This window comes from Actinoplanes sp. G11-F43 (assembly GCF_050589265.1).
Classification (GTDB): Bacteria; Actinomycetota; Actinomycetes; order Mycobacteriales; family Micromonosporaceae; genus Actinoplanes.
Genome location: NZ_JBNZCE010000027.1, coordinates 148,832 through 170,787, shown reverse-complemented (window position 1 = coordinate 170,787; position 21,956 = coordinate 148,832). Strand labels below are relative to the sequence as shown.

Genomic DNA, 21,956 nt, shown 5'->3' with positions numbered 1-21,956 from the left:
CCGGCCGAGACCGGTACAACGCCACCGCGTCGGCCTTGAACTGCGCGGGATAGTGCTTGTTCGCCATCGTGCTCCAGGACTCCTGATCTACCCGGACCTCACGATCCAAGGTTCAAGTGTCCAAGATCAAGGGGGAGGGCCCACGGTCACGGGCACGTCCTTGTTGCCCGGCGCGATGGCGCAGTGGACCACCGACTTCAACAAATCACTGGAGTTGTTCTCGACACCAGGACCTGCGCAGAGCCTGGCGCTGTGGAATCGCGCAGGGTTCAACCCCCGCCCGCATTGGACGTGGAAGCAGCGTGGCGGCCGCGGCAACGGCCCGGTCTTGATCAAGCCGAACCATGTCGAGGCGGTCATGCAACAGTGGCTTCGAGTTCGGCACGACGTCGCCCATGGGCACGCGACGATCACCGCAGCGCGAGTGCTGGGAGCCGTGCGAGATCCTGGGGCCTCGGCGGCCACCCAGGCCGCGCCTACGATCCGACTGACGGACGCGATCGACTGCATGCACTTCTTCCGGTCCGTCGTCAAGGTGACGGCTGACGCTGGCGCTCAGTATGTCGGCGCTGCCCCTCCTTCCTGGACCACGGTCCCAGCTCTCGCGCTTGGTTTGCACGTCACGGCCCTGTGACGGATCAGCTGGCTCTATGTCACTGACAAAGATCTTGTAGGCAACTGCTGACATCACTTGACGCTCAACACGTGTCAGTGCGTGCGGCATGTCGTATGGGGCCTGTGAGGTGCTGCTCGTAGCCTGGCGCAACAGATCCATCGGGACCGATCGAGGGCGGCGCTGGGGTGAGCACGGCAGGCGAGCCGAAGACCACGGCGCTGCGCGACGCCGCGGTGCGGAGGTTGGTGGAGCTCGCGGCCGCCGGCCCGTTGCCAGCCGCGCAGGTCGCGTTGGTGGCGCAGGGTCTGGGTGTCAGCGAGCGCACGGTGTGGCGATGGGTGGCGGCCGCGACCGGTTCGGCCACCCCGACCAGAAAGCGGTTCGTGGTCACGGCCGAGGTGCGGCAGCGGCTGGCGTTCTGGCGCGGCAACGTCGTGGCGGTGCACCGCGAGCTGGTCGACGCCGCGGCGGCCGGCGGCCCGGAGGCGCCGTCGCTGGCCACGCTGTACCGGGCCGTGGATCGACAGCTGTCGCCCGGCGACCGGGCCGGGCTGCGTAAGGGTGAGCAGGCGGCCCGGGCGCGCATGACGTGTTCCTGCAGCGGCCGCCGGCGCACCGCAACGAGGCGTGGGAGTCCGATCACGTCGAGGCGCCGGTGGAGGTCGACGTCGATGGGCGGCTGGTGAAGCCGTGGGTGACCTGGTTCGTCGACACCGCGACGAACATGGTGCTGGGCACCGCGGTGACGCCGGGCTCGCCGAGCCGGGAGAGCATCCTGGCGGCGCTGCGGGCCGCGATCAGCGTGGAGGACCCGTACGGTCCGGCCGGCGGTCTGCCGCAGGCGATCCGGATCGACCGGGGCAAGGACTTCCTGTCGCGCACGGTGGCCGCAGCGTGCGCGGTGTTCGCGGTCCGGATCGCGGACCTGCCCGGGTACACGCCGCACTTGAAGGGCTCGGTGGAGACGCTCAACGGTGCGGCGAAGTCGATGTTCTTCGCCGGCCTGCCGCGTTACACCCAGGCGCCGCGGCTGGCGAACCGGCGCCCGGCGGATCCGGATGCGCCGGCGTTGCGGTTCGAGGTGTTCGTCGACGAGCTGCTGGCCTGGGTCAGCTGGTGGAACGAACATCCGATGGACACCCTCGACGGGCTCAGTCCGCTGCAGGCGTGGGAGCAGGACCCGACGCCGCTGAGCACGGTCCCGGCCGGTGACCTACGGCTGTTCACCCTCGAAGACGACGGCCGGGTCCGGCGGATCACGACCAAGGGCGTGCAGTGGCGATCGCGGTACTACGTCGGTGCCTGGATGGCCGGGTACGCCGGGTGCAGGTCAGGGTGCGGTGGATGCCGCATCACGACCACGAGGTCGAGGTCTTCGACGCCCGCACCGGCACGTACCTGGGTTCGGCCGGGCTCGCCGATCAGGCCAGCGCGGAACAGGTCAAGGCGGTGCGCCGGGCCCGCCAGTCACGCCGCGATCGGCTGTCGGCCGAGCTGCGCCGGGCGGAGAAGGCCCGCCGGCAGCGGTACGCGGCGGTGACGACCGCGGAGCCGGCCCGGCCGCTCGGCGCGATGACCCGCGACGAGGCCACGGCCGAACTCGTCGACGCGGGCGACGCCGCGCTGCGCTCGCAGGCCCGGCCGCGGGTGGTACCGCTCGGGCCGCCGGAGCCGGGCTGGGTGCTGCCGCGCTCGGCCCAGCAGCGACCGGCTGATGCCGCCGGCATCAGCTCCGGATCCGAGGAGAAGGACACGCCCGCGCCGTGACGACCTGGTTAGAACTCGACGAACGCGACGACCACTACCTGGGGCTGTCCGGGGCGCATGTGGTGGCCACCGAGTCGCTGCTGGCGCTGCGCGACAACCTGGCCGACGTGCTGGCCGCGCGGGCGATGATGTGCGTGCACGGCGACGCCGGGCTGGGCAAGACGCTGTCGGTCAACGCCTCGCTGCGGGCGCTGGCGCCGGAGGAGGTGTGCCGGGTGCAGTTCCGGGCCCGGCCGACCCCACGCGACATCCGGCACGTGCTGTTCGACTCCCTCGGCTGCTCCGGAGCGCCGCCGGCACGGCCGATCGAGTTCGACGCGCTGCTCAAGCGGGTCCTGGCCGAGCGGCCGCGGGTGCTGGTCTGCGACGAGTCGCAGTGGCTGTCGCGGGAGTGCTTCGAGTTCTGGCGGCATCTGTGGGACGACCCGCGTACCGACATCGCGATCGTGTTCGTCGGCGGTGGCGACTGCTACCGGGTGCTGCGCCGCGAGCCGATGCTCTCCTCGCGGGTGTACGTGTGGCAGGAGTTCCGGCGGATGAGCCGTGAGCAGGTCCTCGACGTGATCCCGGTGTACCACCCGGTGTGGGCAGGGGTGGACGCCGAGTTGATCGCCTACGCCGACACCCACGCCGGGCACGGCAACTTCCGGGCCTGGTCGAAGATCACCTCGCACGTAGTGACCGGTATGGCCCGGCTGCATCGGCCGGCACCGGACCGCGACGTGATGCAGTGGGTGTTCTCCCGGCTCGGCGGCCGTGACGAGTGATCCCGTCCGGGTGGGCATTCTGCTCGACCCCGACGACGACGTGACGGTGACCCGGACCCTGCTGGCCTTCCACGATCCGGCCACCGAGACGTTCGTGATGCATCCGAGCGCGACGAGCCGGCGGCCACGCGATGTGGCCCACGACGTACTGGTTGCGCTCGGCGCTCCGGCGGCCGCGCTCGGCGCCCAGGGGCTGGCCCGGGCGGGCAACGCCTGGGCCGCTGTCCGGGCATGGGTGTCGGCCTACCGCATCGACTACCTGATCGTTCTGCGCGCTCACCGGTTCGACGCCGACACCTGGGAGCACCTGATCGACCTGACCCGCACCACCGAGATCTCGTTGCTGCTGGTCTGCCACACCCCTATGGTGCCGGCGGTGCTGGCCGCCACGGTTCGCGGCGTCACGTGCCGGGTCACCGACTTCGCCGGGCTGCTCCAGCTGGCCGACGAGCAGCCGGCGCTGCGGCCCCGGCGGACCCGGCCGCAGCCGCGCCGGCGCTACGGCGATCTGCCTGCCGGTCTGCCCGTCAGCCAGGTGATGCACTACCGGGCTGACGTGTACCGCCGGCAACCACCGGAGGTGTTCGCGCTCGTCGACGAGCTGTACGGCCGCGGCCTGGACACGGCCTGCCGTTGGTTGCAGCCTCCGCAGCGGCTGGCGGTCGGCGAGACCACGTTCGCCGGCGAGCGCCTGCAGCGCCTACTGGCCGAACTGGTGCACGACAGTCCCTCCCGGCAGCACACCCTCGCTCTGCTGCGCGGCCTGCAGGCCGGGTTCCTGCTGCACGGGCACTGGCTGGCGATCCCGAACCTGGCCAACCTGGCCGGGCCCGGAACGACCAGCCCGCCGGTCACCGCCGAGACCGTGGCCCGGATCCGTGCCGGCGTCGCCCACCCGGTGCTCGCCGCCGGCCTCGCCCTGGCGCTGATCACCGGCGTCGACCTGGCGGCGCTACAGTCGTTGCGCCTGGACGCGCTCGTCGCACCGATGCATCAGGTGCGGATCCCGTTCGACGTCGGCGAGGTCCGTGGCGCGAGCAAACAGCGCTACGCCGCCGGCGCCCCGCCACGCTCGGTCGCGGTGTTCTACGTCGCGCCCGCGGCCCGGCCGCTGCTGCACGCCGCCCGCGCCTTCTTGTTGGCCCGTCACCCCGGCGACCGGGGGCAGCGGCTGTTCGCGGGGTTCGACCCGGTGCGGGAGCACCTCGAGCAGGCCGCCGCCCAGTGCGGGCTAACCTTGCCCGCTGCGCCGCCCGACCTGGTCGGCTACTGGCCGATGCGGGTCCGCTGGTCACGCCACGACCGGCCGGTGCACACGGCCACTCCGCGCCACCCGGCGCCGGGCCGGTCCTGCATGACCGCAGTGACGCCTGCGGCCTACCCGGTGCTCGCCCCGGCGCCGTACCGCTACTTGCACGAGCGCGTCGGCAAGCGCTGGCACGACACCGGCCGCAGTCCCGGCGTCGTGGTCCACCTGGTGCATGCCTTCCTCGACGGCACTGCCGCGCTGCGCGGCAGCTACCAGCACACCGGCCGCAAACGCCGCCTGCGGGTCCTCGAACAGGACCTGATCGCCTGCCACTTCGCCGTGCGGACACCACCGGTTCCCTTCCACGATGAGGTCACCGTGCACCCCGACATCGCGTTCGCGCTGCGGCTCACCGACCGGCCCGCCCCCGCCGAAGCACGGCGGCCGCGATGACTGACGCCCGTACCGGGCGGGTCACCATCCTCATGGACGCCTCGGACGACGTCGCGGTGACCCGGGAGCTGCTGAGGCGTCATGATCCCGGCGGCGGCCGGGTGGTGGTGCACCCCACCCCCGCGACCCTCGGCGCGGCCGCGCTGGCGCACGACGTGCTCGCCGCGCTGGGTCGGCCGGTGCACCTGCTGCGCCGGGAGAAGCTCGTCTCCCCCACGCTGGCATGGCGGGCGGTCGCCGGCTGGATCACCGGTGAAGGCGTCGAGGAGCTGATCGTGCTGCGTGCCCATCGGCTCGGCGCCGGGGCCTCCGCGCACCTGGTCGACCTGGCACACCGCACGCCGGTGACGATGTTGCTGGTCTGCCACGCGAGCGTCATCCCGCCCGCGCTGCGGGCGGCGGTGCATGGCATCGGCCACCAGCTGCTCACCACGTTGCCTGCCACGGCGCTGATGCGATCGCCGCGGGCCTTGCCGGGGCCGCGCCCTTTCGTCCGGCTCCCGAAGTTGCCCGGGGGCGCGGTCCTGCACTACCGGGCCGACGTTCACCGCCGGCACGTCCCGGAGGTGATCGCCGAGGTCGAGCGGCTGTACGGGCACGGCCTGGACTCGGCCTGCCGCTGGCTGCCCCACCGCAACCCGCAGACCGACCAGCCACAGCCGGGCACCTCCACGCCGGTTGTCGCAGGAAACGTGTACGAGTCGAGGGTGCCAGAGGGGTACGACGTATTTCGATGTCTGCCGGTCGGCGTGGCGGGCGTGTCACCCGTCCGGGTGGGTTGTCGCGGGGAATGGGTCATTTCCTGCGGTGACGGGGATTGCGCTGGCCCGGCCTCGGCGGCCACCTCTGCCGGCGGCCCGGATCACCTCCGGATCACGCGCCTCGGGCAGTCCGGGTCGTCGCAGTCCGGGAAGACGGTAGTCCCGCCACGCAGGTCAGCCCAGCGCGAGGACCGCTTCATGCAGCTCGAGTCGGCCCGGCGTCGTCGGAAAGCGGGTCGCCAGCACGGTGTCGAGGGTGCGCAGTTCCGTGCCGATGCGGGCCGAGCCGGTGAACGCGGCCGCCGTGGCGCTGCGCAGGCCGAGCGCGATCGCCCGATCCGGCTCCGGTTCCTTCACGGCGAGCACCGTGTTGGCGAGTTTGGCCAGCAGATGCCCTTGATCCCGGCGCAGGTGCTCGCCCGTCGCCTTGATCTTGTCTTCGAGGATGCGGACAGCGGCCGCGGCCTGCCCGCACGCCCGATAGCCGCCGGCGGACTGCTCCTGCAGCACGTCGAGACTGTATTGGTGCAGGTAGACCGGCGCGGCCGGGTCGTAGTCGGCGGGGTGCTCGCGCAATAGGGTGGCGGCGTCGTCGATCTGCCGCTGGAAGCGGGTGGCGTCTCCGTAGAGCGCCCAGCCGCGGGCCTGTTGCTGCGCGGCCAGGGCGTGCAGCCGAGGATGGGTCGCGCCGGGCACCTTGCGAGCGCCGGCCGCCAACTCGATGACCTCACGCGGATCGTTGTCCAGCAGCGCGATGTTCGACTTGCGGATCATCAGGTACGCGACCATGGTGTAGTCGCCCGCGGCCTGCGCCCATCCGGTGGCGCGGTCGGACCAGTACCGGGCGGCTGTGGTGTCCCCGAGGTCCTGCTGGAGCCAGCCGGCGAACTCGGCGTACTGGGCCAGCAGCCGTAGCAGCGGCTCAGTGCTGTCGGGTGAGGAGGTACGCCGCAGCCGATCGAGCACCCGAATCTGGGCGAGGGTGGTGCCGAGCAACTGCCGCGGGCCCATCATCTTGTCGGCGGTGAAGTGCTCGGTCAGCAGCCGGGAGAAGTAGCCGAGCACCTGCGTGTCTACCGGATACTGCTCGGCGATCACCTTGGCGACGCGGTCGGCCTGATCCTGATCGGTGACGCCGGCGGGCAGCGCGCTGCGTAGCAGGCCGGTGGCCAGGAGCTCGCCGAGCTGGCGGCGGGACAGCTTCACCTGCACCGTCCTTCCGTCCGGTGTGCACATCTGCAAGGTCACGCTATCGCTGGGGTCATCATCGACACGTAGACCGGCCAGTGGTAGAGCCGTACGCCCTTTCGAGGGCGGCGGTTGGGCGGGGGCGAGCGAGCGCAGCAGCGTGAGCAGGCCGCCGGCGTGCAGGGCGGTGTCGATGTCTTTGACCCAGTCGGCGGCGGGCAGGTGCTCGCCGTGCTCGGCGCGGCTGAGCCGGGTGTGGTCGTAGCGGGCCTGGGCGGCCAGGGCGCGCAGGCTCAGGCCGGCCTCGGTGCGCAGGTGGTGCAGGACCACGCCGAAGACGTGGCGTACGGCGTCGCTGTCGGCGTCCATCGGGCCGCCTCCTCGGGATCCGTTGCCGTCGATGTTGCCGCAACACCGAAGCCCTTCTCAACCCGCAGCCGTCCGATGACGCTGAGTGCATCGGGCGGGACGTGCTCCACAGGCCCCGGCCGGATCCTCTCCCCTTCTGGAAGGAGCACCGCCATGACCACCGAACTGGACATCCCCGTCGTCGGCGCCCGGGCCGCCGACATCCTCGCCCAGATCGAGGCGCACCCGCTCTACACCCACCTGACCGAGAGCTCGCTGAAGTACACGTGCTGCTGGTTCACCACCACCGGCTACGCCACGATCAGCGACTGGAACGTGGAGCAGGACTCGCCGAAGCTGGCGATCGAGGGCCTGCGGGTGCTCGCGCTCAAGGCCGCCGTGCTGGAGGCCACCGGCGACGAGGACCGCGCCGAGCTGCTGGTCGCCGCCCCGGTCGACGAGATGGTCCACGCCATCCTCGCGCAGTGGAACGTGATGACGAAGATCCAGGAGGATCTCGGGATCCGGTTCAACCACGCCACCGACCTGGAGGAGTTCGGCTACGAGGTCGGCGGCGAGACCGACCAGCTGTACGCGGCGGCCGGCTGGGGCCCGAAGCCGATGCGGTACTGGCTGCCCACCAGCGAGGTCAACCGCCGCCTTGACGTGCTCGGCCGGCTGTACGAGTCGATCGGCATCCAGGGCCACGGCGCCTCGACCCGGATCAACTTCGACACCCCGGTCCCGGCCGCCGGCTGAGAGGCTCAGGTCCGGGTTAGCTCCCGCGACATGACTTTCCGCATCGCCTTCACCACGTCGCGGGAGGCGAACCGGGTAGCGGCCTCGCGTTCGGCGCGGGCGACCGCGCCGAACATCCGCTCCTGCGGCACGCTGCGCAGCATCGCGACCAGCCACCCTTCGAGGTCCTCCAGCCGCTCCGGCAGCTCCAGGGCCTCCGGCGTGGGTGCCGGCGCCGGGCTGTCGAGGTCCGGCACCGGCGCCCCGGCCGACTTGTACTCACCGACGGGCATCCCCACCCGGTACGGGTGCACGCACACCGGCACGCCGTCCGAATCGGCCCGCCAGCCAAGCTCAGGGTGGTACGGGTACCGCGGGCCGGGCCTGGCCAGGACGTCGAATGCGCCCGGCCCCAGTGTCTGGGCCGGGCACACCGCGCAGGTATCGGCCTCCCAACGAGGCAACGGACCCGTCATAGCCCGCCATGGTAGCCATACCCAGAGAGGGTCGCCATGACCGTATTGTCCAATCCCCGCCATCCGCTGGTCGTCACCGCGTACCGCGACGCCCGCGCCCTCTACGGCGATCACCTGGTCGAGGGCCGGCCCGCCCTGGCCCACTCCGCCGCGGTCGCCGCCGCACTGGTCCGGCACGTGCCCGACGCCAGCGCCGAACTCGCCGCGGCGGCACTGCTGCACGACCTGCCCGAGTTCGCCCCGGCCGGCGTCGACGCGAAGGCGTTCCTGGCCGGCCGGTACGGCGAGGAGACTGCGCACGTCGTGCTGGCGCTGGCCGGCGAGCACCAGGCCCTCGACCAGCCGGACCCGCCGATCGAGACCGGTGACTACCCGGTCCTGCTGCTGTCCACCGTCGACAAGGCCGTCGCGTTCGCCTCGAACATCCGGCGGGCCGAGCAGACCGGCGACGCGGGCGCCTACTTCGCCGCCAAGACCGCCCTGGTCGGCCTGCTGGACTACTTCCGCCGCTACCACCAGGCCGGGATCGGCCTGCTGCCGGTGTCGCTGACCGACGAATACGGCCACGTCATCGCCCAGGTCGACACGGCGCTGGCCGCGCACCGCGCCCGGCACGCCACGCCCGTCGGCGGTGCGAGTGCCCCGTTCGCGGCCAACAGCGGCCGCGGCTGGTGAGCCCGGTCCGGCCGCGGTGAGCGGGCAGCCGTCGCGGTCGGACCGCCCCAGCACTCGCGGCGCAGAGGGCCGCTGCACCCACGATCCGCTCCCGCGCCAGAACCCACGACTTGTCAGCAGTGGCGAATCCTGCTGACAGCGAGATGGCGAACGAGCGCTGACAACGACGTGGCGACTCCCAGCAGCCTCCCCGGCGGGGACCTCCCGGGCGTGGTCCCCCGCCGGGGCGCCGGCTTCTCGGCGCGCCGGGGGACCACTCAGGACCGCGGTGCGGGAACGACGTCGAGCAGTTGCTGGGCGCGGTCGAATGCGATCTTGCGGTGGCCGTAGCTGGGCCACCGGGCGTGCATCATCTCGTGGACAATGACGAGCTCGGCCTGGCCGCGGGTCGGGCACAGTTGCCGGTTGAGGTAGATCAGTGGGACCGGAACCCGGGCACCGGGCTCACCGACGAAGGCCGCACCGGCCCACCACCGCCCCACCTGCAGTCCGGTGCGCCGGCACCAGGTCACGGCGTCCAGCACGACGTCGACCGTGATGCCGGCGGCCGCGGCGAACTGATGGGTGCGGGTGACCAGCCACCAGGGGTCGGCGGGCATCGCCGCGAGGTGCGGGTCGAGGTGATGGCGCAGTTCCTGGGTTCGCAGCTGGGTGATCGTCATGGCGCGGGCGGCTCCTCGGCGGCGGTACCGGACAGGACGCGGTCGAGATAGCCGGGCTCGACCTGCAGGATCGCGGCGAGCTCGGCGCGGCGTTCGTCGATGTCGGCCTGACCGTTCTCGAGCTGGCTGTAGCGGGCCTGGCTGATGCCGAGGCGCTGGGCGACCTGGCCCTGAGTGAGGTTGCGCAGCGCGCGCAGCAGCTCGAGGGTGACGGGGGCGTCGGGGTCGAGCAGCTCCGCGGGCTGCACCTGCAGCACGTCGGCGAGCGCGTGCAGCCCCTTGGCGCTGGGCTGGTGGTTGCCGTTCTCGTAGCCGAGGACCTTGAGTCGCTCGCGGGTCACCGCGGCGACCGAGGGATCGCCGGCGCGTTCGGCCAGACGCCGGCCCAGCGCCTCCTGGCTGCGGAAGCCGGCGCGCAGGCGCTGCTCGCGCAGGCGGGCGCCGCTGAAGGCGGTGATGACGTGACGGGCGCGCGGCATGGGTGGTGCTCCGTTTCGGAGGTCGGGCGTGGAGGCGGCGCTGGAAACGCCGGCGCGCGGCACGTGCTCCGTGCCGCGCATCGGGAGCCGGGTCAGGACGCGGACAGGTCGTCCATCGCGAACCGGGTCGCCAGCATGAGCACGATCTGGTCGAACCGGCCGGGGGCCCAGCCGCGCGCGGCGGCGAGCGGGCTGTGCAGCGCGTCGCGGATCGCCCGCGCCAGCGCGGCGGCCGCCTGCTCCGGGGTGTCGCCGATGCCGAACAGGTCCTTGTGGAAGTCGTGCTGGCCGGTGCCGATCCCCGTGGCCATCCAGCCCATGCCCGGAACCGGGGCGAGCACGTAGCCCGCGACGTACGTACTCCGGGTGATCTTCATTGCGAACTCCCCCGATCCATCGATAGTGATATCACTGTAACGTTAGATTGATATTCGCACAACGGGGTTGCCGGGCGTCAGGCGTAGCGGCCGGTCCAGGAGTCCTCGAGGAGGGCGTCGAGGGCCTGCTCTTCGGCGCCGGTCAGCCGGGATCCGACGAAGGTGTCCCAGATGTCGAGGACCTCCGCGGCGGTGCCGGTCGCCGGGCGCAGATGGGCCTGCTGGCCGTTGGCCAGAGGTAAGAGCAGGCCACCGCCGTCGGCGGGTGTGGGTGGGCCGGCGACGTCCAGGCCTCGCCGGCGGCATTGGCTCAAGGAGAACACGAGGGTCTCGTCGGGGCCGGTGAAGGGTGCGGCGAGCGGGCGCAGCCAGAGACAGCGGGGGTTGTCGGCGTCGGGTCTGCAGGCTCGGGCCAGGGGTGCGGAGAAGACGGTGTCGCCGGTGGGGTCGGTGATGACGAGCTCGGCGCCGTCATCCACCAGTTGCTGCACGGTGTCCTGCCAGAGGGGGTTCATGGGCGCTCCTGTTCGCGGTGTGCGGTCTTCGGTCAGGTGACGACTTGGTCGATGGGCCGCCCGCGCAGATGGGTGACGCCCTTGGCGGTGAGCAGTTTGAGGATGCTGGCGCGTTCCTTCTGACTGGAGCAGACGATCCGGCTGGGGGCTTCGGCGCCGAGCAGGTCGATGCCGTCGCGGAACATGATCTCGTTGTTCGAGGCGCCGAACTTCGCGATCTTCGCCGGGTCGCGGGTGACCGAGGTGGAGTAGTGGTGGTTCTTCGGGTTGATCGCGCCGTAGTGGTCGCCGTCGTAGCCGTAGTAGTCGGTGCGTCGCATCAGCACCTGGGGGTCGTCCCAGACCAGTGCGGGGCCGCTGCTGGGCGCTGAGGAGTTGACTCGCAGGAACACGGCGTTGGCCCCGCCGGACTTCTTGTCGGCGTCCTCGCTCTTGCCGAGGCCTTGTGCGGTGCCCATCGCGGCGCGGCGTTCGGTGCTGGCCAGCACGCCGGTGGACAGCATCGGGGCGAGTCCTCCGCCGCCGAGGTGGTGCACCAGCTTCTTGTTCTTCCACGCCTGTTGCAGGTGCTGCGGGTTCGCGGCGACGTCGAACCGCGACCAGGTCAGCCAGCCGCCGCTGCGGATCGGGGTGGGGTCGTAGCCGGCGCTGGCGGCCAGGGCGGCGCCGCTACCGTGGCCGGTGGCCGCGGCGACGGCGTCGCGTACGGCGGTGACCTTCTTCGGCAGCACCCGGGCGGCCGCCTCCAGCTGGAGGTCACGGGCCATGATCGCCAGTTCTGTCTCGCTCTTGCCGACGGCCTGGTGGGCGTGGCTGTAGAACAGCTCCTGCAGCACCAGGTTCTGCAGCTGCGCCGAGTCGGCGAGCGCGCCGGAGACGGCCGGGTGCGTGCCGAGGCCTTGGGCGGTGATGTTGGCCTGCAGGTAGCTCCACTCCCCCTCGCTGGCGGTCATCGGCCGGTTGACCAGGTGCAGCTGGCCGAGCCGCTTGACCAGTTCGGGGGCATTCCCGCCGCCGGGTGGGGCGATCACCTCGAGCTTGCCGCGCAGGCTGTAGTCGGCGTTCTTCTTCTCGTTGGCGCCGTAGGGCCGGTAGATCGCCTGGTAGCCGTCGCCGAGATCGATGTCGTACTGGGTGCCGGACGCGGAGCTGCGGCTGGTGCCGTCCCAGCTGCTGGCGCCGGTGACCGGGTCGATGACCGCGCCGATGCGGCTGGCCGGGCCGGAGACGGTGGGCAGCCCGTCGGTGGAGCTGACGGTGACCGCCACCATCTTGGTGACGGTGGCCATGCCGGTGTGCAGGTACGGATCGACGTGCGGGACCTTGCCGCCCTCGGCGTAGGCGGCGGTGACGGTGCCGTCGACCCGCGCACCGATGGCGTCCAGATGGGCGCGGTAGTAGGCGGCCATCGCCTTCTCGTCGTCGGTCGCGTCGGGGTTGGCCTCCACCGCGGCGACGGCTGTCTCGGCGGAGTTGACCAGCCCCAGCACCGGCTCCGGGATGGGGCCGCCCTTCTTCAGGGCGCCGTTGACCTTCTTGGCGGCCAGGGCGAGCTGCTCGTGCAGTTGCTGCTCCTTGTCCATCGGCAGCCGGCCGGTGACCTTCTCCTGCACCTGTTGCGGGACCATCTCCTGCTTGCCGAGGGCGAGCGCGTCGAGCAGTTTGGCCTCCGCCTGCTCGTCGACGGTGGCCAGCAACACCTCGCGGGGCCCGTCGGGGCTGTCGTAGGCGACCAGGGTCACCGCGGCGTCGACGAGGTCGGCGCCGCCGACGAGCGCCGGCACGCCGGTGGCCACCCCGACGGGCACCTGCTCGGGCACCGGCAGCACGGGTTTGTCCCGGGGGTCGACGTCGTCGGCGTCGCGGGCCGGCTCCGGCGGCGCGGGCTCCCCGGGTGGTTCCGGCCCGGCCTGCTCGACGCCGGCCGGGTCGGTGAGCTCGTCGCCGGCGGGATCGCCCGATGCCGGTGGCGTGCCGGTGGCCTCGGCCGCCGGTTCGGGCACCGGCTGCTCGAGCACGTCGGCCGGCTCGACCGCCGCCGGCGGGTCGCCGAGCTTGGTGTCGATCGCCTCGAGAATGCCCTCCAGTAGCTCGGTGGCCTTGTCGGCCGTCAGCGTGTCGGCTGGTGTGGGGCCGGCCAGGGTGATGGTCGGTTCCACGGTGTATGACTGGTGGCTGTTCTTGCCGCCGGTACCCATGGTGGTCTACCTCCCCGAAAGCAGTGCGGTGGCCGAGGAGAGCTTGAGTTCCTCGGTGAAGAAGGTGCTGAAGGCCTGCCGCAGGCCGTTCTTGCGCTCGACGGCGGCGTCGAGGAAGGCCTCGGCGACCTGCGTGGTCGTGACCTTCTCCGCGGGGATGCCGAGGCTCTTGGCGGCCCGCTTGCGCATGCCCGCGACCCAGGGCACGTCGGCTTTGGCGCCGGTGTAGGCGGTGTCGTGCAGCATGGTGCGCCATTGGGCGTCGGGGATCTTCTCGATCGCGGCGAGCACCGGATGAGCCACCGCAGGGTTGACCGTGACGCCCTTGGCGAGTTTGCCGCCGAGGTGGGCCTGGTACAGGTCGTGGGTGACCGTCGCGCCGACGGGGTTGTAGGAGAGGCTGAGCTTGTCCTTGTCGCAGAACTTGTAGGCCTGGCCGAGGTCGATGGCGACCATGCCGCCGGCGGGGGTGCGCAGCAGGTTGTCCTTGTGCCCGTCGTGGTTGCTGACCGCCCAGGCACCGACGTGGTACCGCACGATCGCGTCCACGTCGGCCTGGCTCCAGGACTTCGGAGCGCCGGGGAAGTGGGAGGCCTGGGTGAGCAGTGGTTGCACCGAGCCGCTCTTGCCGTTGACGGTGCGGTGGTAGACCGGGACCGCCGGCAGTCCGGCGGAGCGGAAGACCGCGGAGGCGTCGGCCTCGGCGGCGGCGCGGGCCCCGCCGCTGGAGTCGCGTTTGAACATCCACTGCTTGCCGTCCGGCCCGGTGTGCAGGCTCTTGCTGTGGGTGCCGCCGAGGTGGCCGGCCGAGGTGCCCTTGCCGAAGTCCCAGGCGCTGACCACCTTGGTGTCCATCGGCTGCGGCAGGCCGCTGTTGCTGGCCGCGTGGTGCTTGAGCGCGGCGACCAGGTCGGCGTGCTGGGCGGCCCAGCTGGATCCCTTCGCCGTGACCACGGGCTTGGCCGCCGCGGTGGTGCTCGTCGTGACGGTGGTGCTCTTCGCGCCGATCAAGTCGCCCACGGTCGGCGCCGCAGCCGCGGCCGCGGGGCTCGCGGCCGGTGCCGGCGCGGTGGCTTTCGCGGTCACGGCCGTCTGGATGTCGGTGGTGTCCTGGGCCGCGTCCCACTGCCCGGCGATGTAGTTCTGGACCTGCGCCCGGGTGGCCTTGTCGGCGTGCTCGAGGCCGAGTTCGGTGGCGGCTTGGCGCAGCTGGCCCAGCGGCTGGGTCTTGGCCCACTTGCGGAAGCCCTGGGTGTAGGACTCGGGCCAGACGGTGGTGTAGTCCTTGCCCTGGACCGGGACGAACGCCTTGTTGCTCCAGGCCTTGATCGACTCCTCGGTGCCGTGGAGCTCGCCGGTCAACGTCGCCATCGTGGTCAGCGCGGCCGGGTCCATCGCGGCCCAGTGCGCTTCGTTGTACGGCGTGAACTTCTTCCCGATCAGGGCGGCGTGCTGCTCGATCAGGTCCTGGTGCTTGGCCAGTTGACCGGCCCGGGTGCCGGCCAGCTCCAGCAGTTGCGCCCGCTGCTCGGCGACGGTGCCGGGCCGGGCGATGTCGATGACCTGTGAGGTCGACAGCACGCTCGCCTCGGCGCCGGTCAGCGTGCCGGCGTCGACCAGGTCCTGCCGCAGCTGGATGGCCAGGTGCGGCTGGATGAGGCCGTTGTCGAGGGCCTGGGTGATGCTGTGCGCGGCGGCGGCCTGGGCCGCGGCCAGGGCCTGCGGGTCGTCGGGGCAGGTGGCGGTGGCCAGCTTGTTCTCGAGCGCGATCAGCTCGGCGAAACCGGTGTTCACCTTCTGGGCGTGGTCCAGGTCGGTGTAGGCCTTGGAGGCGATCGAGATGTCGGCCAGGGTGGTGGCGAGCTGAGCCTGCAGCCCGGACACCTCGGCCACGGTGGCGGTCCACTGCCCCTCGGCGGCGGCCGGGGACGGCGGCGGCAGGTCGGCCAGGGTGAGGCCGTTGATGGTCTCGCCGGCGGCCAGAGCGGCGTATCGGGCGTTCGCCACCGCCTGGATCTTGATTTTGGAGGCGCTGCCGTTGTCGTAGTACGGGTCGAGCACGTGTACGAGCGGGTGTGGCTGTTTACCGGAGAGCCCGACCAGCTGCGGATGGTCGAAGCCCTCGGCCGCGGCGAGGTGCTGGAGCTGTTCGGGGGTCAGTTGCTGCAGCCAGGCGAGGGTCAGCGCATGGCTGTCCTGGTACGCCGGGTGGTCCCCCTGTTCGGGGGTGTTGGCCGATTCCAGATAGGCGGCGTCGGTCAGTTGCACCAGCTGCTGGTAAGTGTCGCTGATGGCGTCGAGATCGCCCAGCGGCTGGCCGGTCAGCGCCTGGATCTGGGCGAGGGCTGCCGATTCGGCGAGGGCCGGCACCGTCGCGGGCACCTCGTCCTCTCCAGGCTCCTTACCTGCGGTGGGGGCCACGTTGTAGGCCTGGTGGCTGCTCTTGCCTCCGGTGCCCATCAGCGCTCCGGGGTGAACAGCGGCAGCAGCACGGCCAGGACCTCATCGAGGGCGAACTCGGCGGCGGTGCGCAGGTCCACCTCGGCGGGCCCGGCGTCGATCTCGGCCAGGGCGAGCCCGCCGTCCTGGGCGAGCCATTCCGGCAGTGCCGCGGCGATCGCGGCAGTGGTGGCACCGGCCAGCCGCTCGCGCCAGCCGTCCGCGTCGTCCCAGGTGCCGGGCACCCACACCACCGCGTGACCGGGACGCGCCGGGTCGGTGTCGACGGCGAGCACGGCCACCGGGTGGACCGCGGCGCCGAGTGTGGTGTCCCAGACGGTGAGCAGGAACCGGCGGCGGCTCGCGGTCATCGCCGGTCCTCGGGCAGCAGCGACGCCATGTAGGTGACGCTGGCGGTGAACGCGTCGACGGGGCGGGCGTGCAGGTCCTGCCGGCCCTCGGCGGTCATCACCGCGCCGTGCAGCGCGAACTGGTGCGGGTTCTGGCTGACCAGGTGCAGCCGCGGCCCGAACAGGTCGACCGCCAGGTCGATGCGGGCGGCCCGCGACAGTCCGGTGATGATGACCGGCAGCTGCGGGGGCAGGTTCTCGGCCAGCCAATGCAGTCCGGGCAGCACCCAGGTCTGCCAGTCGCTGTCCTGCCGCACGGTCTGCAGGTTGATCGCGACGGCGGGCGGGGCGGTGTCCTCGACCCAGGCCGCCCACCGGGCCAGGTCCTCGAGCCGGTACCAGTACAGGTTCGGCACGGTGGTCATGCCGGCCTGGACGAACTCGTCGGCGATCAGCAGCGACATCCGCATCGACAGCAGGTGCTGCGAGCGCGGCCAGTTCCCGAAGATCGAGTAGTTGGGGGCGAGGACCAGGTCCCAGCCCTGCGCGGCGATGCGCTCGACGAGCCGGTCGGTGCGCCGGCGGGTCCAGAACGCTTCGACGAGTGGGTCGAGGCCGTAGCCGACCAGCACGGCGAGCTGGCCGGGCCGCAGCCCGAGCACGTCGTGGACGTCGCGGTCGACGAACCGCGGGTACAGGGCGGCGGTGTCCGGGCTGAAGACCCGGCGCAGGCCGACGCCGTAGGCGCCCCACCGCAGCTGGGTGTCCAAGGCGCCGACGGCGGAGCCGTCGGTCTGCGGGATGAACCGGGGCAGCCCGGCCGGCAGCCGGCCGCCGCCCAGGTCGATGTCGTCGAACTCGAGCGTGCCGCCGACGTCGGCCATCCAGGCGCCGATGTCGGTCCGTGATCCGCACCGCACGGGGCAGGTACGGCACACGTCCCCGACGCCGGGCCCGGGCCGTGCCTCGGCGCGGGCGCAGCCGCAGTAGGAGCAATCGGCGTTGGAGCCCGAGCACAGCGGCGCGATGACCGCCGCCGGGTCGGCCGGGTCGGGGCCGGCGTACCAGGGGCAGCGCCGGCAGTCGCAGCCGGCGGCCGGCGCCAGCAGGGGCAGGGAGACGGGCATGGCGGGCTTCTCCGAACTCTTCTCAGGCGGCCACGGCCGGGGCGGGTGGCTGATCGGCGTCGGGGGTCAGTGGCGCGCCGTCGAGCAGGCGCAGGATCTGCTCGGCGAGCAGGCGCAGCGAGGCCGTGTCGTAGCGGCCGGGCCGGGCGCCGCTGCGCAGTTCGGCGGACAGTTGCCGCAGGGCGCCGAGCGCCTCGCTCATCACCGGCCCGTCCAGCACGGGCGCCGCCCCGGGCGCGGGCGCCGGCCCGGGCGCGGGCGCCGGCCCGGGCCCGCCGGGTGCGGTGCCGCGGCCGGGGTCGGCGGGGTCGGCGGTGCCGTCGTCGGTGCTGGCGGGGTCGGGGCGGGGCGCGACGTCGTCGCGGGCGCGCAGTTTCTCCGCCCGGGCCAGGTTGGCCAGGTCCCGGGCGGCTTCGGCGGCGTCGACGACCTCGACAGCGGAGCCGGCCGGTTGCGGCCGGTGGGCCTCGGCGACCGCGGCCGCCAGCAGGTCGGGGCGGCCGCGGCTCTTCACCGCGGCCCAGATCTCGTCGGCGACCGACGCCTGGTCGCGGCGCAGCCCGACGAACCGGATCCGGGTGTGCAGGGCCACCTTGTGGGCGTCCATGTCCTCGACCAGGTCGCGGGGCAGCGCCTCGAAGGCGCGGACCAGTTCCCGGGCTTTGCGGGGGCTCATCTGCAGGCCGAGCCGGTCGAGGACCTCACTCCAGGGGGCCGCGCACCGCGCGTCGTTGGCCCGCAGCCGGTCGAGTTCCCGGAACCGCTCGGCGGGGTCGTCGATCGCGTAGATCTCGGCGGGCACCGGCCGGCCGGCGGCCAGCAGTTTGCCGACCAGCACGGCGCAGCGGTGAAACAGCAAGCCGGCGGCCTGCTCGCCGGGAGTCAGCGGTTCGCGGGCGAGGTTCTCCACCAGCTGCCAGACCCGGCGTTCCTCCTCGGTCAGCGGGCCCGGGCAGACCACTGCCGGGATGCTCTGGAAGTGCGGGTTGTCGGCCATGTGGACCGCACCCCACCGGCCGGCGCGCAGCCGCCGCTCGCCGAGGGCCAGCAGCCGCCGCGGCGGGCCGTCCGCGGTGGTGATCTCCTCCACCAGGATCGGCTGCAGGTAGCCGATCTCCGCGATCGACGAGATCAGGTCCGCGAGCTCGCGCGGCACGGTCGAGTCCCCCGGTGCCCGGCCCTGCACGTCGGTGCCGGGAGCACCGGGGCCGCGCAACGGCAGCAGCTCGAAGCGGCGCTGCCGCAGCCGCGGCGACAGCGCGCCGAGGCGCCGCAACAACGACAGCTGGTCCTCGCCCGCGTCCATCCGGTCCTCACCTCCCTACTGCCACCAAGCGCATCGGGGCGCCGTTGGCGTACAGCCAGAGGTATTGCGGCGGCGAAACCGCCGGTGGAGGTCGCCGTCGCGGTGCTGGCGCGGGAGACAGCACCGCGGTCGGCACGCCGGGCTGCGTCACCGGATGCGACGGGTATGCGGCCGCGCCCTGCATCGGCCGTGAGTCGTTGGGGATGTGGTGGCCAGTGTCGTGGCCTCGGGGGCAGGGAGGGCCGCGTGGTCTGCGTACAGGTGACCGATGGCGAACTGTGGGCCATGGACATGATCGACCACGAGGTCGTGCAGGCGGTGGTTGGGCTCGCGCTCGCCGCGGGCTGCCACAACGTGGCCGTGGATTTCGACCAGAAGGACCAGCGCTTCCACGTGGTGGTGCGGCGCGGGCCCTGCGCGGGGGCGACGGAGTATTTCGCGCAGATGCTGTCGCTGGCTGCCGCGATCGAGGAAACCTCGGTCGACGGTGCCATCCGCGGGTTCCACGAGGAGGCGCCCGGCTTCTCCGAGGCGTGTCAGCGGCTCGCGCCCGCGGTGGCCCGGCACGGACGCAGGCCGGCCCCGCCGGTGGCCGCGGCGGGTTGACCGGCCCCGGGTTCGCCGGCCGCCGCGGCGTGGCCCGGTGGCGGGGCTGGGTCAGACCGGGGCTGCAGTCGTCGACGGCGGTGACGACGGCGGCCGCGGGCTGAGCAGGTCGAGCAGGGAGGGCTGCTGATACGCCGGCCGCGGCCGGGTCACGATCGGCGGCGCCGAAGCGTCGGGCTGCTGGGCGGCCGCCCAGGCGGCGGCGCCGGCGGCGAAGCGGCGGGCGGACAGGACACCATCGACTGCCTGGCGGATCGCGGTCCAGACCAGCCCGCGGGCCGGATCGGCGGGCGCGGCCGGCTCGCCGCGCACGCTCTGGATCGTGGTGACGGTGCTGCTGGCCGGCGGCTGGTTGCGGTGGACCAGGATCACCGTCGGGGTGCCGTGGCCGGGGATGTAGGCGCCGGAGGTGTCGATGACCCAGGTCAGGTCGTAGGCGGGCAGGTACTGCTCGATGAAGGGCCTGCCGAACTCGCGCTTCATGAAGCTGTTCGCGGTCAGCTGGGCGCAGAACCCGCCCGGCACCAGCAGCTCGTTGATCAGCTGCATGAACGGCAGGGCGAGCGAGAACTTCCCGTGGCAGGTCTGCCGGTAGCGGGCCCGGATCGCGGCGTTGGCCACCGGGTCCTTGACCGTGATGTAGGGCGGGTTGGCCAGCGCGACGTGGTAGCGGGCCCGCTGCAGCAACGGCTCGGCGTCGTCGAGCAGGCTGTCCGCGGCCGCCACCTGGATCGGCAGGTCAGCGGGGGCCTGGCCGGCGGTCCAGCGGCGACCGTCGGCGCGGCAGGCCAGCGTGAGCAGCCGGTACCGGGCGATCTGTGCCGCGTACGGGTCGATGTCGACGCCGTGCACCGCGGCGAGGGCCTGCTCGATGCTGCGGTGCCGGCCGCCCGGGCGGCCGGCGAGGGCGCCCGGCAGCCTGATCGCGGCCTCGACGAGCAGGTGGCCGGTGCCGCAGGCCGGGTCGATGAGCCGGATGCCGGGCCCGAACGCCGTGACGGCGTCGGGCACGGTGAGGTCCCACAGCAGGTCGGAGACGAACTGCGGGGTCTGGCACAGCGCGCGGCTCTTGCGCGACTCCGCGGACAGCGCCTGATAGAGGTCGCCGAGGCTCCGGCCGTCCGGGCGGTACGGCGGGTCCGGGATCGGGTGCGCCCGCCAGAGGTCCTCGACCGGGGTGAGCTCCGGCGCCGACACGGTGAGCGCCCGGTTGACGTGCGGGTCGGCCAGGCCGGTCAGGGCCGGGTGAGCGCCGGCCAACGCGGCCAGCGTCGCGGGGAGGCTGCCGTGGTCGTCGACGAGCCCGTTGTCGAGGGCGTGCCGGACCAGGGCGGCGGTGTGGACCCAGCCGACGGCGGCTGCGGTCGGCATCTCGGCGGCCAGCCGGGTCACCGTGGCGTGGGCGGCGCGTAGCGCCGCGCCGGGCAGGCCGGCGCTCATCGGCCGGCCCGTGGGCAGCCGAGATGGGCGGCGGTGCACCAGTGCAGATCGGCGAAGGTGATCCCGCCGGGCTGGTAGGCCGCCACGGCCAGTCCGCGGGCCAAGGCGTTGAACGCCTCCCGGCAGTGCTTGCCGCCGTACTGCAGGTCGTCGCCGTGGGCGGCCACGACGTCGGCGCACCTGCGGGCGATCGCGATGCGCTGCTGATCGTCTTGCGCGCGCAGTTCCAGGATGTGCAGCGGAACCGCGGCCAGCAGCGTGATGGCGAGCGTGTCGAGGGTGGGCTGAGGACGGCCGGGTCCGGGCCGGGTCATGACGGGACCTCCGGGAAGAGCGGTGAGGGGCCGGTCTTGCCCGGCCGGGAACCGTGAGCCGGGCAAGACCGGGTCGGTCAGGGCAGCTGCTCGCCGTAGAGGGCGCTCAGCGCGGTGATCAACTCGTCGCGCGTGCTGGTCGTGGTCACGGCCTGGCGGATGCTGTCGGCGGTCACCGTGACGTTGCCGTCGGCGTCGCAGTCGGCGGCGAACAGTGATCCGCCCGGGATGAAGCGGTACAGGGTGCCGGCGAACTCGTACTTGGGGTCCTGCCAGACGGTGAAGCCGAACTGCAGCGGCTCCCGCTCCTCGTCGGCGTCGCCGTCCATCAGCCGCATCAGGTCGGTGGCGATGTCCTCGGCGGTGCCCAGCCTCATGTCGTCGGCGCTGAGCCAGGTGGTGCCCGGCTGGGTGATCTCGGTGATCGTCTTGGCGTCGACGTCGTGGCCGGTGTGCTCGCTGAAGACGTCGGCGGCCGCCTGGGCGTAGTTCTGCGGCAGGGCGTCGTGGAGGTCGAGGGTGAGAGGGCTGCGGTCGCTCATCGCGGTGTCACTCCTGCCGTCGTGCGGGCACGGGGGAACCGCCCGGGACGCGCCTGGGCCAAGGAGGATTACTGAGGGAAACGGCGGGTCAGGCCTCGCCGTGGTCGGCCTTCCAGCACCCGTAGCAGTTGCCGTCCGAGAACAGCTTGTGCACCTCGTGGCGGCGCTTCGGGCAGGTCGTCAGGCGGACGTCGTCGTACCGATCCGTGGCCTCGGCTGCCCGGTAGGCCTCACAGGTGCGCTGGTGCGGCTGCTGGTCCTGGCAGCGAAAGCCCATGATCGCGGCGCCGTGGTCCTCACCGACCGCCCACGCCCCGGCGGTGACCAGGCCGTGAACGTTGTCACGCAGCGCGAGGTACCAGGCGGGCAGCTGTCCCAGCAGAGTGGTCAGCTCGGCCTCGGCCGTGGTCAGTGACTCCTGGACCTCCGTGGCCGCGTCCGCGATGTCCGCCGTGCTGCTCATGCTCGCTCCCCGTGGTCGACGTCTGCGCCCTGACCCCCTAATGATATCAATCTAACTATAGAAGTACAAAGGTTTTTTCGGTTGGGGTGGCACGGCGCCC

21 protein-coding genes and 1 pseudogene are annotated in these 21,956 nt (G+C 72.4%); 7 read left to right on the top strand and 15 right to left on the bottom strand.

From position 1 onward, the window contains the following. Window positions 1-175 precede the first annotated feature (175 nt). The 4 genes and pseudogenes from ACQ0O7_RS31015 (at window position 176) to ACQ0O7_RS31000 (ending at window position 4,852) form a co-directional block, all read left to right on the top strand. The gene (locus ACQ0O7_RS31015; protein WP_430787186.1) at window positions 176-634 is read left to right on the top strand and encodes a hypothetical protein; all 459 of its coding nucleotides are present in this window, start codon (window positions 176-178) and stop codon (window positions 632-634) included. A gap of 215 nt (window positions 635-849) precedes the next feature. Then, window positions 850-2,383 (top strand): annotated as a pseudogene (locus tag ACQ0O7_RS31010) (Mu transposase C-terminal domain-containing protein). Further along, entirely contained in the window at window positions 2,380-3,150 is a 771-nt protein-coding gene (locus ACQ0O7_RS31005) for an AAA family ATPase (RefSeq protein ID WP_430787184.1), read from the top strand. Before ACQ0O7_RS31010 ends, ACQ0O7_RS31005 begins: the two are co-directional and overlap by 4 nt. Further along, on the top strand, window positions 3,140-4,852 hold the full coding sequence (locus ACQ0O7_RS31000) for a hypothetical protein (RefSeq protein ID WP_430787182.1): 1,713 nt from the start codon (window positions 3,140-3,142) through the stop codon (window positions 4,850-4,852). Before ACQ0O7_RS31005 ends, ACQ0O7_RS31000 begins: the two co-directional genes overlap by 11 nt. 935 nt (window positions 4,853-5,787) lie before the next feature. Here the strand turns inward: ACQ0O7_RS31000 and ACQ0O7_RS30995 are convergent. Then, on the bottom strand, window positions 5,788-7,170 hold the full coding sequence (locus ACQ0O7_RS30995; protein ID WP_430787180.1) for a helix-turn-helix domain-containing protein: 1,383 nt from the start codon (window positions 7,168-7,170) through the stop codon (window positions 5,788-5,790). A gap of 153 nt (window positions 7,171-7,323) precedes the next feature. Here ACQ0O7_RS30995 and ACQ0O7_RS30990 point away from each other — a divergent pair, with 153 nt between their 5' ends. After that, on the top strand, window positions 7,324-7,908 hold the full coding sequence (locus ACQ0O7_RS30990) for a hypothetical protein (protein WP_430787178.1): 585 nt from the start codon (window positions 7,324-7,326) through the stop codon (window positions 7,906-7,908). A gap of 5 nt (window positions 7,909-7,913) precedes the next feature. On the opposite strand, the gene ACQ0O7_RS30985 is transcribed toward ACQ0O7_RS30990, so the two are convergent. Then, the gene (locus tag ACQ0O7_RS30985) at window positions 7,914-8,180 is read right to left on the bottom strand and encodes a hypothetical protein (protein WP_430787176.1); all 267 of its coding nucleotides are present in this window, start codon (window positions 8,178-8,180) and stop codon (window positions 7,914-7,916) included. Between the two features lie 219 nt (window positions 8,181-8,399). On the opposite strand from ACQ0O7_RS30985, the gene ACQ0O7_RS30980 reads away from it, so the two are divergent. Beyond that, window positions 8,400-9,038, top strand: coding sequence for an HD domain-containing protein (locus ACQ0O7_RS30980; RefSeq protein ID WP_430787174.1), 639 nt, complete (start codon window positions 8,400-8,402; stop codon window positions 9,036-9,038). Window positions 9,039-9,295: 257 nt separating this feature from the next. Here ACQ0O7_RS30980 and ACQ0O7_RS30975 read toward each other — a convergent pair whose 3' ends face one another. The 9 genes from ACQ0O7_RS30975 to ACQ0O7_RS30935 all read right to left on the bottom strand — a co-directional run bounded on the left by ACQ0O7_RS30975 (window position 9,296) and on the right by ACQ0O7_RS30935 (window position 18,491). After that, a complete protein-coding gene (locus ACQ0O7_RS30975; RefSeq protein WP_430787172.1) occupies window positions 9,296-9,700 on the bottom strand; it encodes a hypothetical protein in 405 nt (134 codons plus the stop codon). Continuing rightward, window positions 9,697-10,179, bottom strand: a complete 483-nt coding sequence (locus tag ACQ0O7_RS30970; protein ID WP_430787170.1) for a helix-turn-helix transcriptional regulator — start codon at window positions 10,177-10,179, stop codon at window positions 9,697-9,699. Before ACQ0O7_RS30970 ends, ACQ0O7_RS30975 begins: the two co-directional genes overlap by 4 nt. 92 nt (window positions 10,180-10,271) lie before the next feature. Beyond that, on the bottom strand, window positions 10,272-10,556 hold the full coding sequence (locus ACQ0O7_RS30965) for a hypothetical protein (RefSeq protein ID WP_430787168.1): 285 nt from the start codon (window positions 10,554-10,556) through the stop codon (window positions 10,272-10,274). Window positions 10,557-10,633: 77 nt separating this feature from the next. Then, window positions 10,634-11,071: a hypothetical protein gene (locus tag ACQ0O7_RS30960; RefSeq protein WP_430787166.1), complete on the bottom strand. Its 438-nt coding sequence runs from the start codon at window positions 11,069-11,071 to the stop codon at window positions 10,634-10,636. Between the two features lie 32 nt (window positions 11,072-11,103). Continuing rightward, entirely contained in the window at window positions 11,104-13,269 is a 2,166-nt protein-coding gene (locus ACQ0O7_RS30955) for a hypothetical protein (RefSeq protein ID WP_430787164.1), read from the bottom strand. Window positions 13,270-13,275: 6 nt separating this feature from the next. Next, window positions 13,276-15,729, bottom strand: coding sequence for a hypothetical protein (locus ACQ0O7_RS30950; RefSeq protein ID WP_430787162.1), 2,454 nt, complete (start codon window positions 15,727-15,729; stop codon window positions 13,276-13,278). Continuing rightward, the gene (locus tag ACQ0O7_RS30945) at window positions 15,729-16,079 is read right to left on the bottom strand and encodes a hypothetical protein (RefSeq protein WP_430787160.1); all 351 of its coding nucleotides are present in this window, start codon (window positions 16,077-16,079) and stop codon (window positions 15,729-15,731) included. The genes ACQ0O7_RS30950 and ACQ0O7_RS30945 overlap by 1 nt, the downstream gene beginning before the upstream one ends. After that, window positions 16,076-17,185 (bottom strand): hypothetical protein, encoded by a 1,110-nt coding sequence (locus ACQ0O7_RS30940; protein ID WP_430787158.1) that lies wholly within the window; start codon window positions 17,183-17,185, stop codon window positions 16,076-16,078. The genes ACQ0O7_RS30945 and ACQ0O7_RS30940 overlap by 4 nt, the downstream gene beginning before the upstream one ends. 22 nt (window positions 17,186-17,207) lie before the next feature. Continuing rightward, window positions 17,208-18,491, bottom strand: a complete 1,284-nt coding sequence (locus ACQ0O7_RS30935) for a ParB/RepB/Spo0J family partition protein (RefSeq protein ID WP_430787156.1) — start codon at window positions 18,489-18,491, stop codon at window positions 17,208-17,210. Window positions 18,492-18,737: 246 nt separating this feature from the next. Here ACQ0O7_RS30935 and ACQ0O7_RS30930 point away from each other — a divergent pair, with 246 nt between their 5' ends. Next, the gene (locus ACQ0O7_RS30930) at window positions 18,738-19,097 is read left to right on the top strand and encodes a hypothetical protein (RefSeq protein WP_430787154.1); all 360 of its coding nucleotides are present in this window, start codon (window positions 18,738-18,740) and stop codon (window positions 19,095-19,097) included. Window positions 19,098-19,148: 51 nt separating this feature from the next. Here ACQ0O7_RS30930 and ACQ0O7_RS30925 read toward each other — a convergent pair whose 3' ends face one another. The 4 genes from ACQ0O7_RS30925 to ACQ0O7_RS30910 form a co-directional block, all read right to left on the bottom strand. Further along, window positions 19,149-20,537 (bottom strand): Eco57I restriction-modification methylase domain-containing protein, encoded by a 1,389-nt coding sequence (locus ACQ0O7_RS30925; RefSeq protein WP_430787152.1) that lies wholly within the window; start codon window positions 20,535-20,537, stop codon window positions 19,149-19,151. Continuing rightward, complete coding sequence (locus ACQ0O7_RS30920; protein WP_430787150.1) at window positions 20,534-20,851, bottom strand: hypothetical protein; 318 nt, start codon at window positions 20,849-20,851, stop codon at window positions 20,534-20,536. The genes ACQ0O7_RS30925 and ACQ0O7_RS30920 overlap by 4 nt, the downstream gene beginning before the upstream one ends. Before the next feature lie 77 nt (window positions 20,852-20,928). Further along, entirely contained in the window at window positions 20,929-21,393 is a 465-nt protein-coding gene (locus tag ACQ0O7_RS30915) for a DUF3145 family protein (RefSeq protein WP_430787148.1), read from the bottom strand. A gap of 88 nt (window positions 21,394-21,481) precedes the next feature. Continuing rightward, window positions 21,482-21,856 (bottom strand): hypothetical protein, encoded by a 375-nt coding sequence (locus ACQ0O7_RS30910; RefSeq protein ID WP_430787146.1) that lies wholly within the window; start codon window positions 21,854-21,856, stop codon window positions 21,482-21,484. Window positions 21,857-21,956 lie beyond the last annotated feature (100 nt).

Coding starts and splice junctions, on each gene's coding strand:
- ACQ0O7_RS30965 (WP_430787168.1), bottom strand. CDS start 10,556: ATGAAGATCACCCGGAGTACGTACGTCGCGGGCTACGTGCTCGCCCCG.
- ACQ0O7_RS30960 (WP_430787166.1), bottom strand. CDS start 11,071: ATGAACCCCCTCTGGCAGGACACCGTGCAGCAACTGGTGGATGACGGC.
- ACQ0O7_RS30935 (WP_430787156.1), bottom strand. CDS start 18,491: ATGGACGCGGGCGAGGACCAGCTGTCGTTGTTGCGGCGCCTCGGCGCG.
- ACQ0O7_RS30945 (WP_430787160.1), bottom strand. CDS start 16,079: ATGACCGCGAGCCGCCGCCGGTTCCTGCTCACCGTCTGGGACACCACA.
- ACQ0O7_RS30975 (WP_430787172.1), bottom strand. CDS start 9,700: ATGACGATCACCCAGCTGCGAACCCAGGAACTGCGCCATCACCTCGAC.
- ACQ0O7_RS30950 (WP_430787162.1), bottom strand. CDS start 15,729: ATGGGCACCGGAGGCAAGAGCAGCCACCAGGCCTACAACGTGGCCCCC.
- ACQ0O7_RS30910 (WP_430787146.1), bottom strand. CDS start 21,856: ATGAGCAGCACGGCGGACATCGCGGACGCGGCCACGGAGGTCCAGGAG.
- ACQ0O7_RS30995 (WP_430787180.1), bottom strand. CDS start 7,170: ATGGACGCCGACAGCGACGCCGTACGCCACGTCTTCGGCGTGGTCCTG.
- ACQ0O7_RS30990 (WP_430787178.1), top strand. CDS start 7,324: ATGACCACCGAACTGGACATCCCCGTCGTCGGCGCCCGGGCCGCCGAC.
- ACQ0O7_RS30940 (WP_430787158.1), bottom strand. CDS start 17,185: ATGCCCGTCTCCCTGCCCCTGCTGGCGCCGGCCGCCGGCTGCGACTGC.
- ACQ0O7_RS30920 (WP_430787150.1), bottom strand. CDS start 20,851: ATGACCCGGCCCGGACCCGGCCGTCCTCAGCCCACCCTCGACACGCTC.
- ACQ0O7_RS30980 (WP_430787174.1), top strand. CDS start 8,400: ATGACCGTATTGTCCAATCCCCGCCATCCGCTGGTCGTCACCGCGTAC.
- ACQ0O7_RS30970 (WP_430787170.1), bottom strand. CDS start 10,179: ATGCCGCGCGCCCGTCACGTCATCACCGCCTTCAGCGGCGCCCGCCTG.
- ACQ0O7_RS30985 (WP_430787176.1), bottom strand. CDS start 8,180: ATGCCCGTCGGTGAGTACAAGTCGGCCGGGGCGCCGGTGCCGGACCTC.
- ACQ0O7_RS30925 (WP_430787152.1), bottom strand. CDS start 20,537: ATGAGCGCCGGCCTGCCCGGCGCGGCGCTACGCGCCGCCCACGCCACG.
- ACQ0O7_RS31015 (WP_430787186.1), top strand. CDS start 176: ATGGCGCAGTGGACCACCGACTTCAACAAATCACTGGAGTTGTTCTCG.
- ACQ0O7_RS30955 (WP_430787164.1), bottom strand. CDS start 13,269: ATGGGTACCGGCGGCAAGAACAGCCACCAGTCATACACCGTGGAACCG.
- ACQ0O7_RS30915 (WP_430787148.1), bottom strand. CDS start 21,393: ATGAGCGACCGCAGCCCTCTCACCCTCGACCTCCACGACGCCCTGCCG.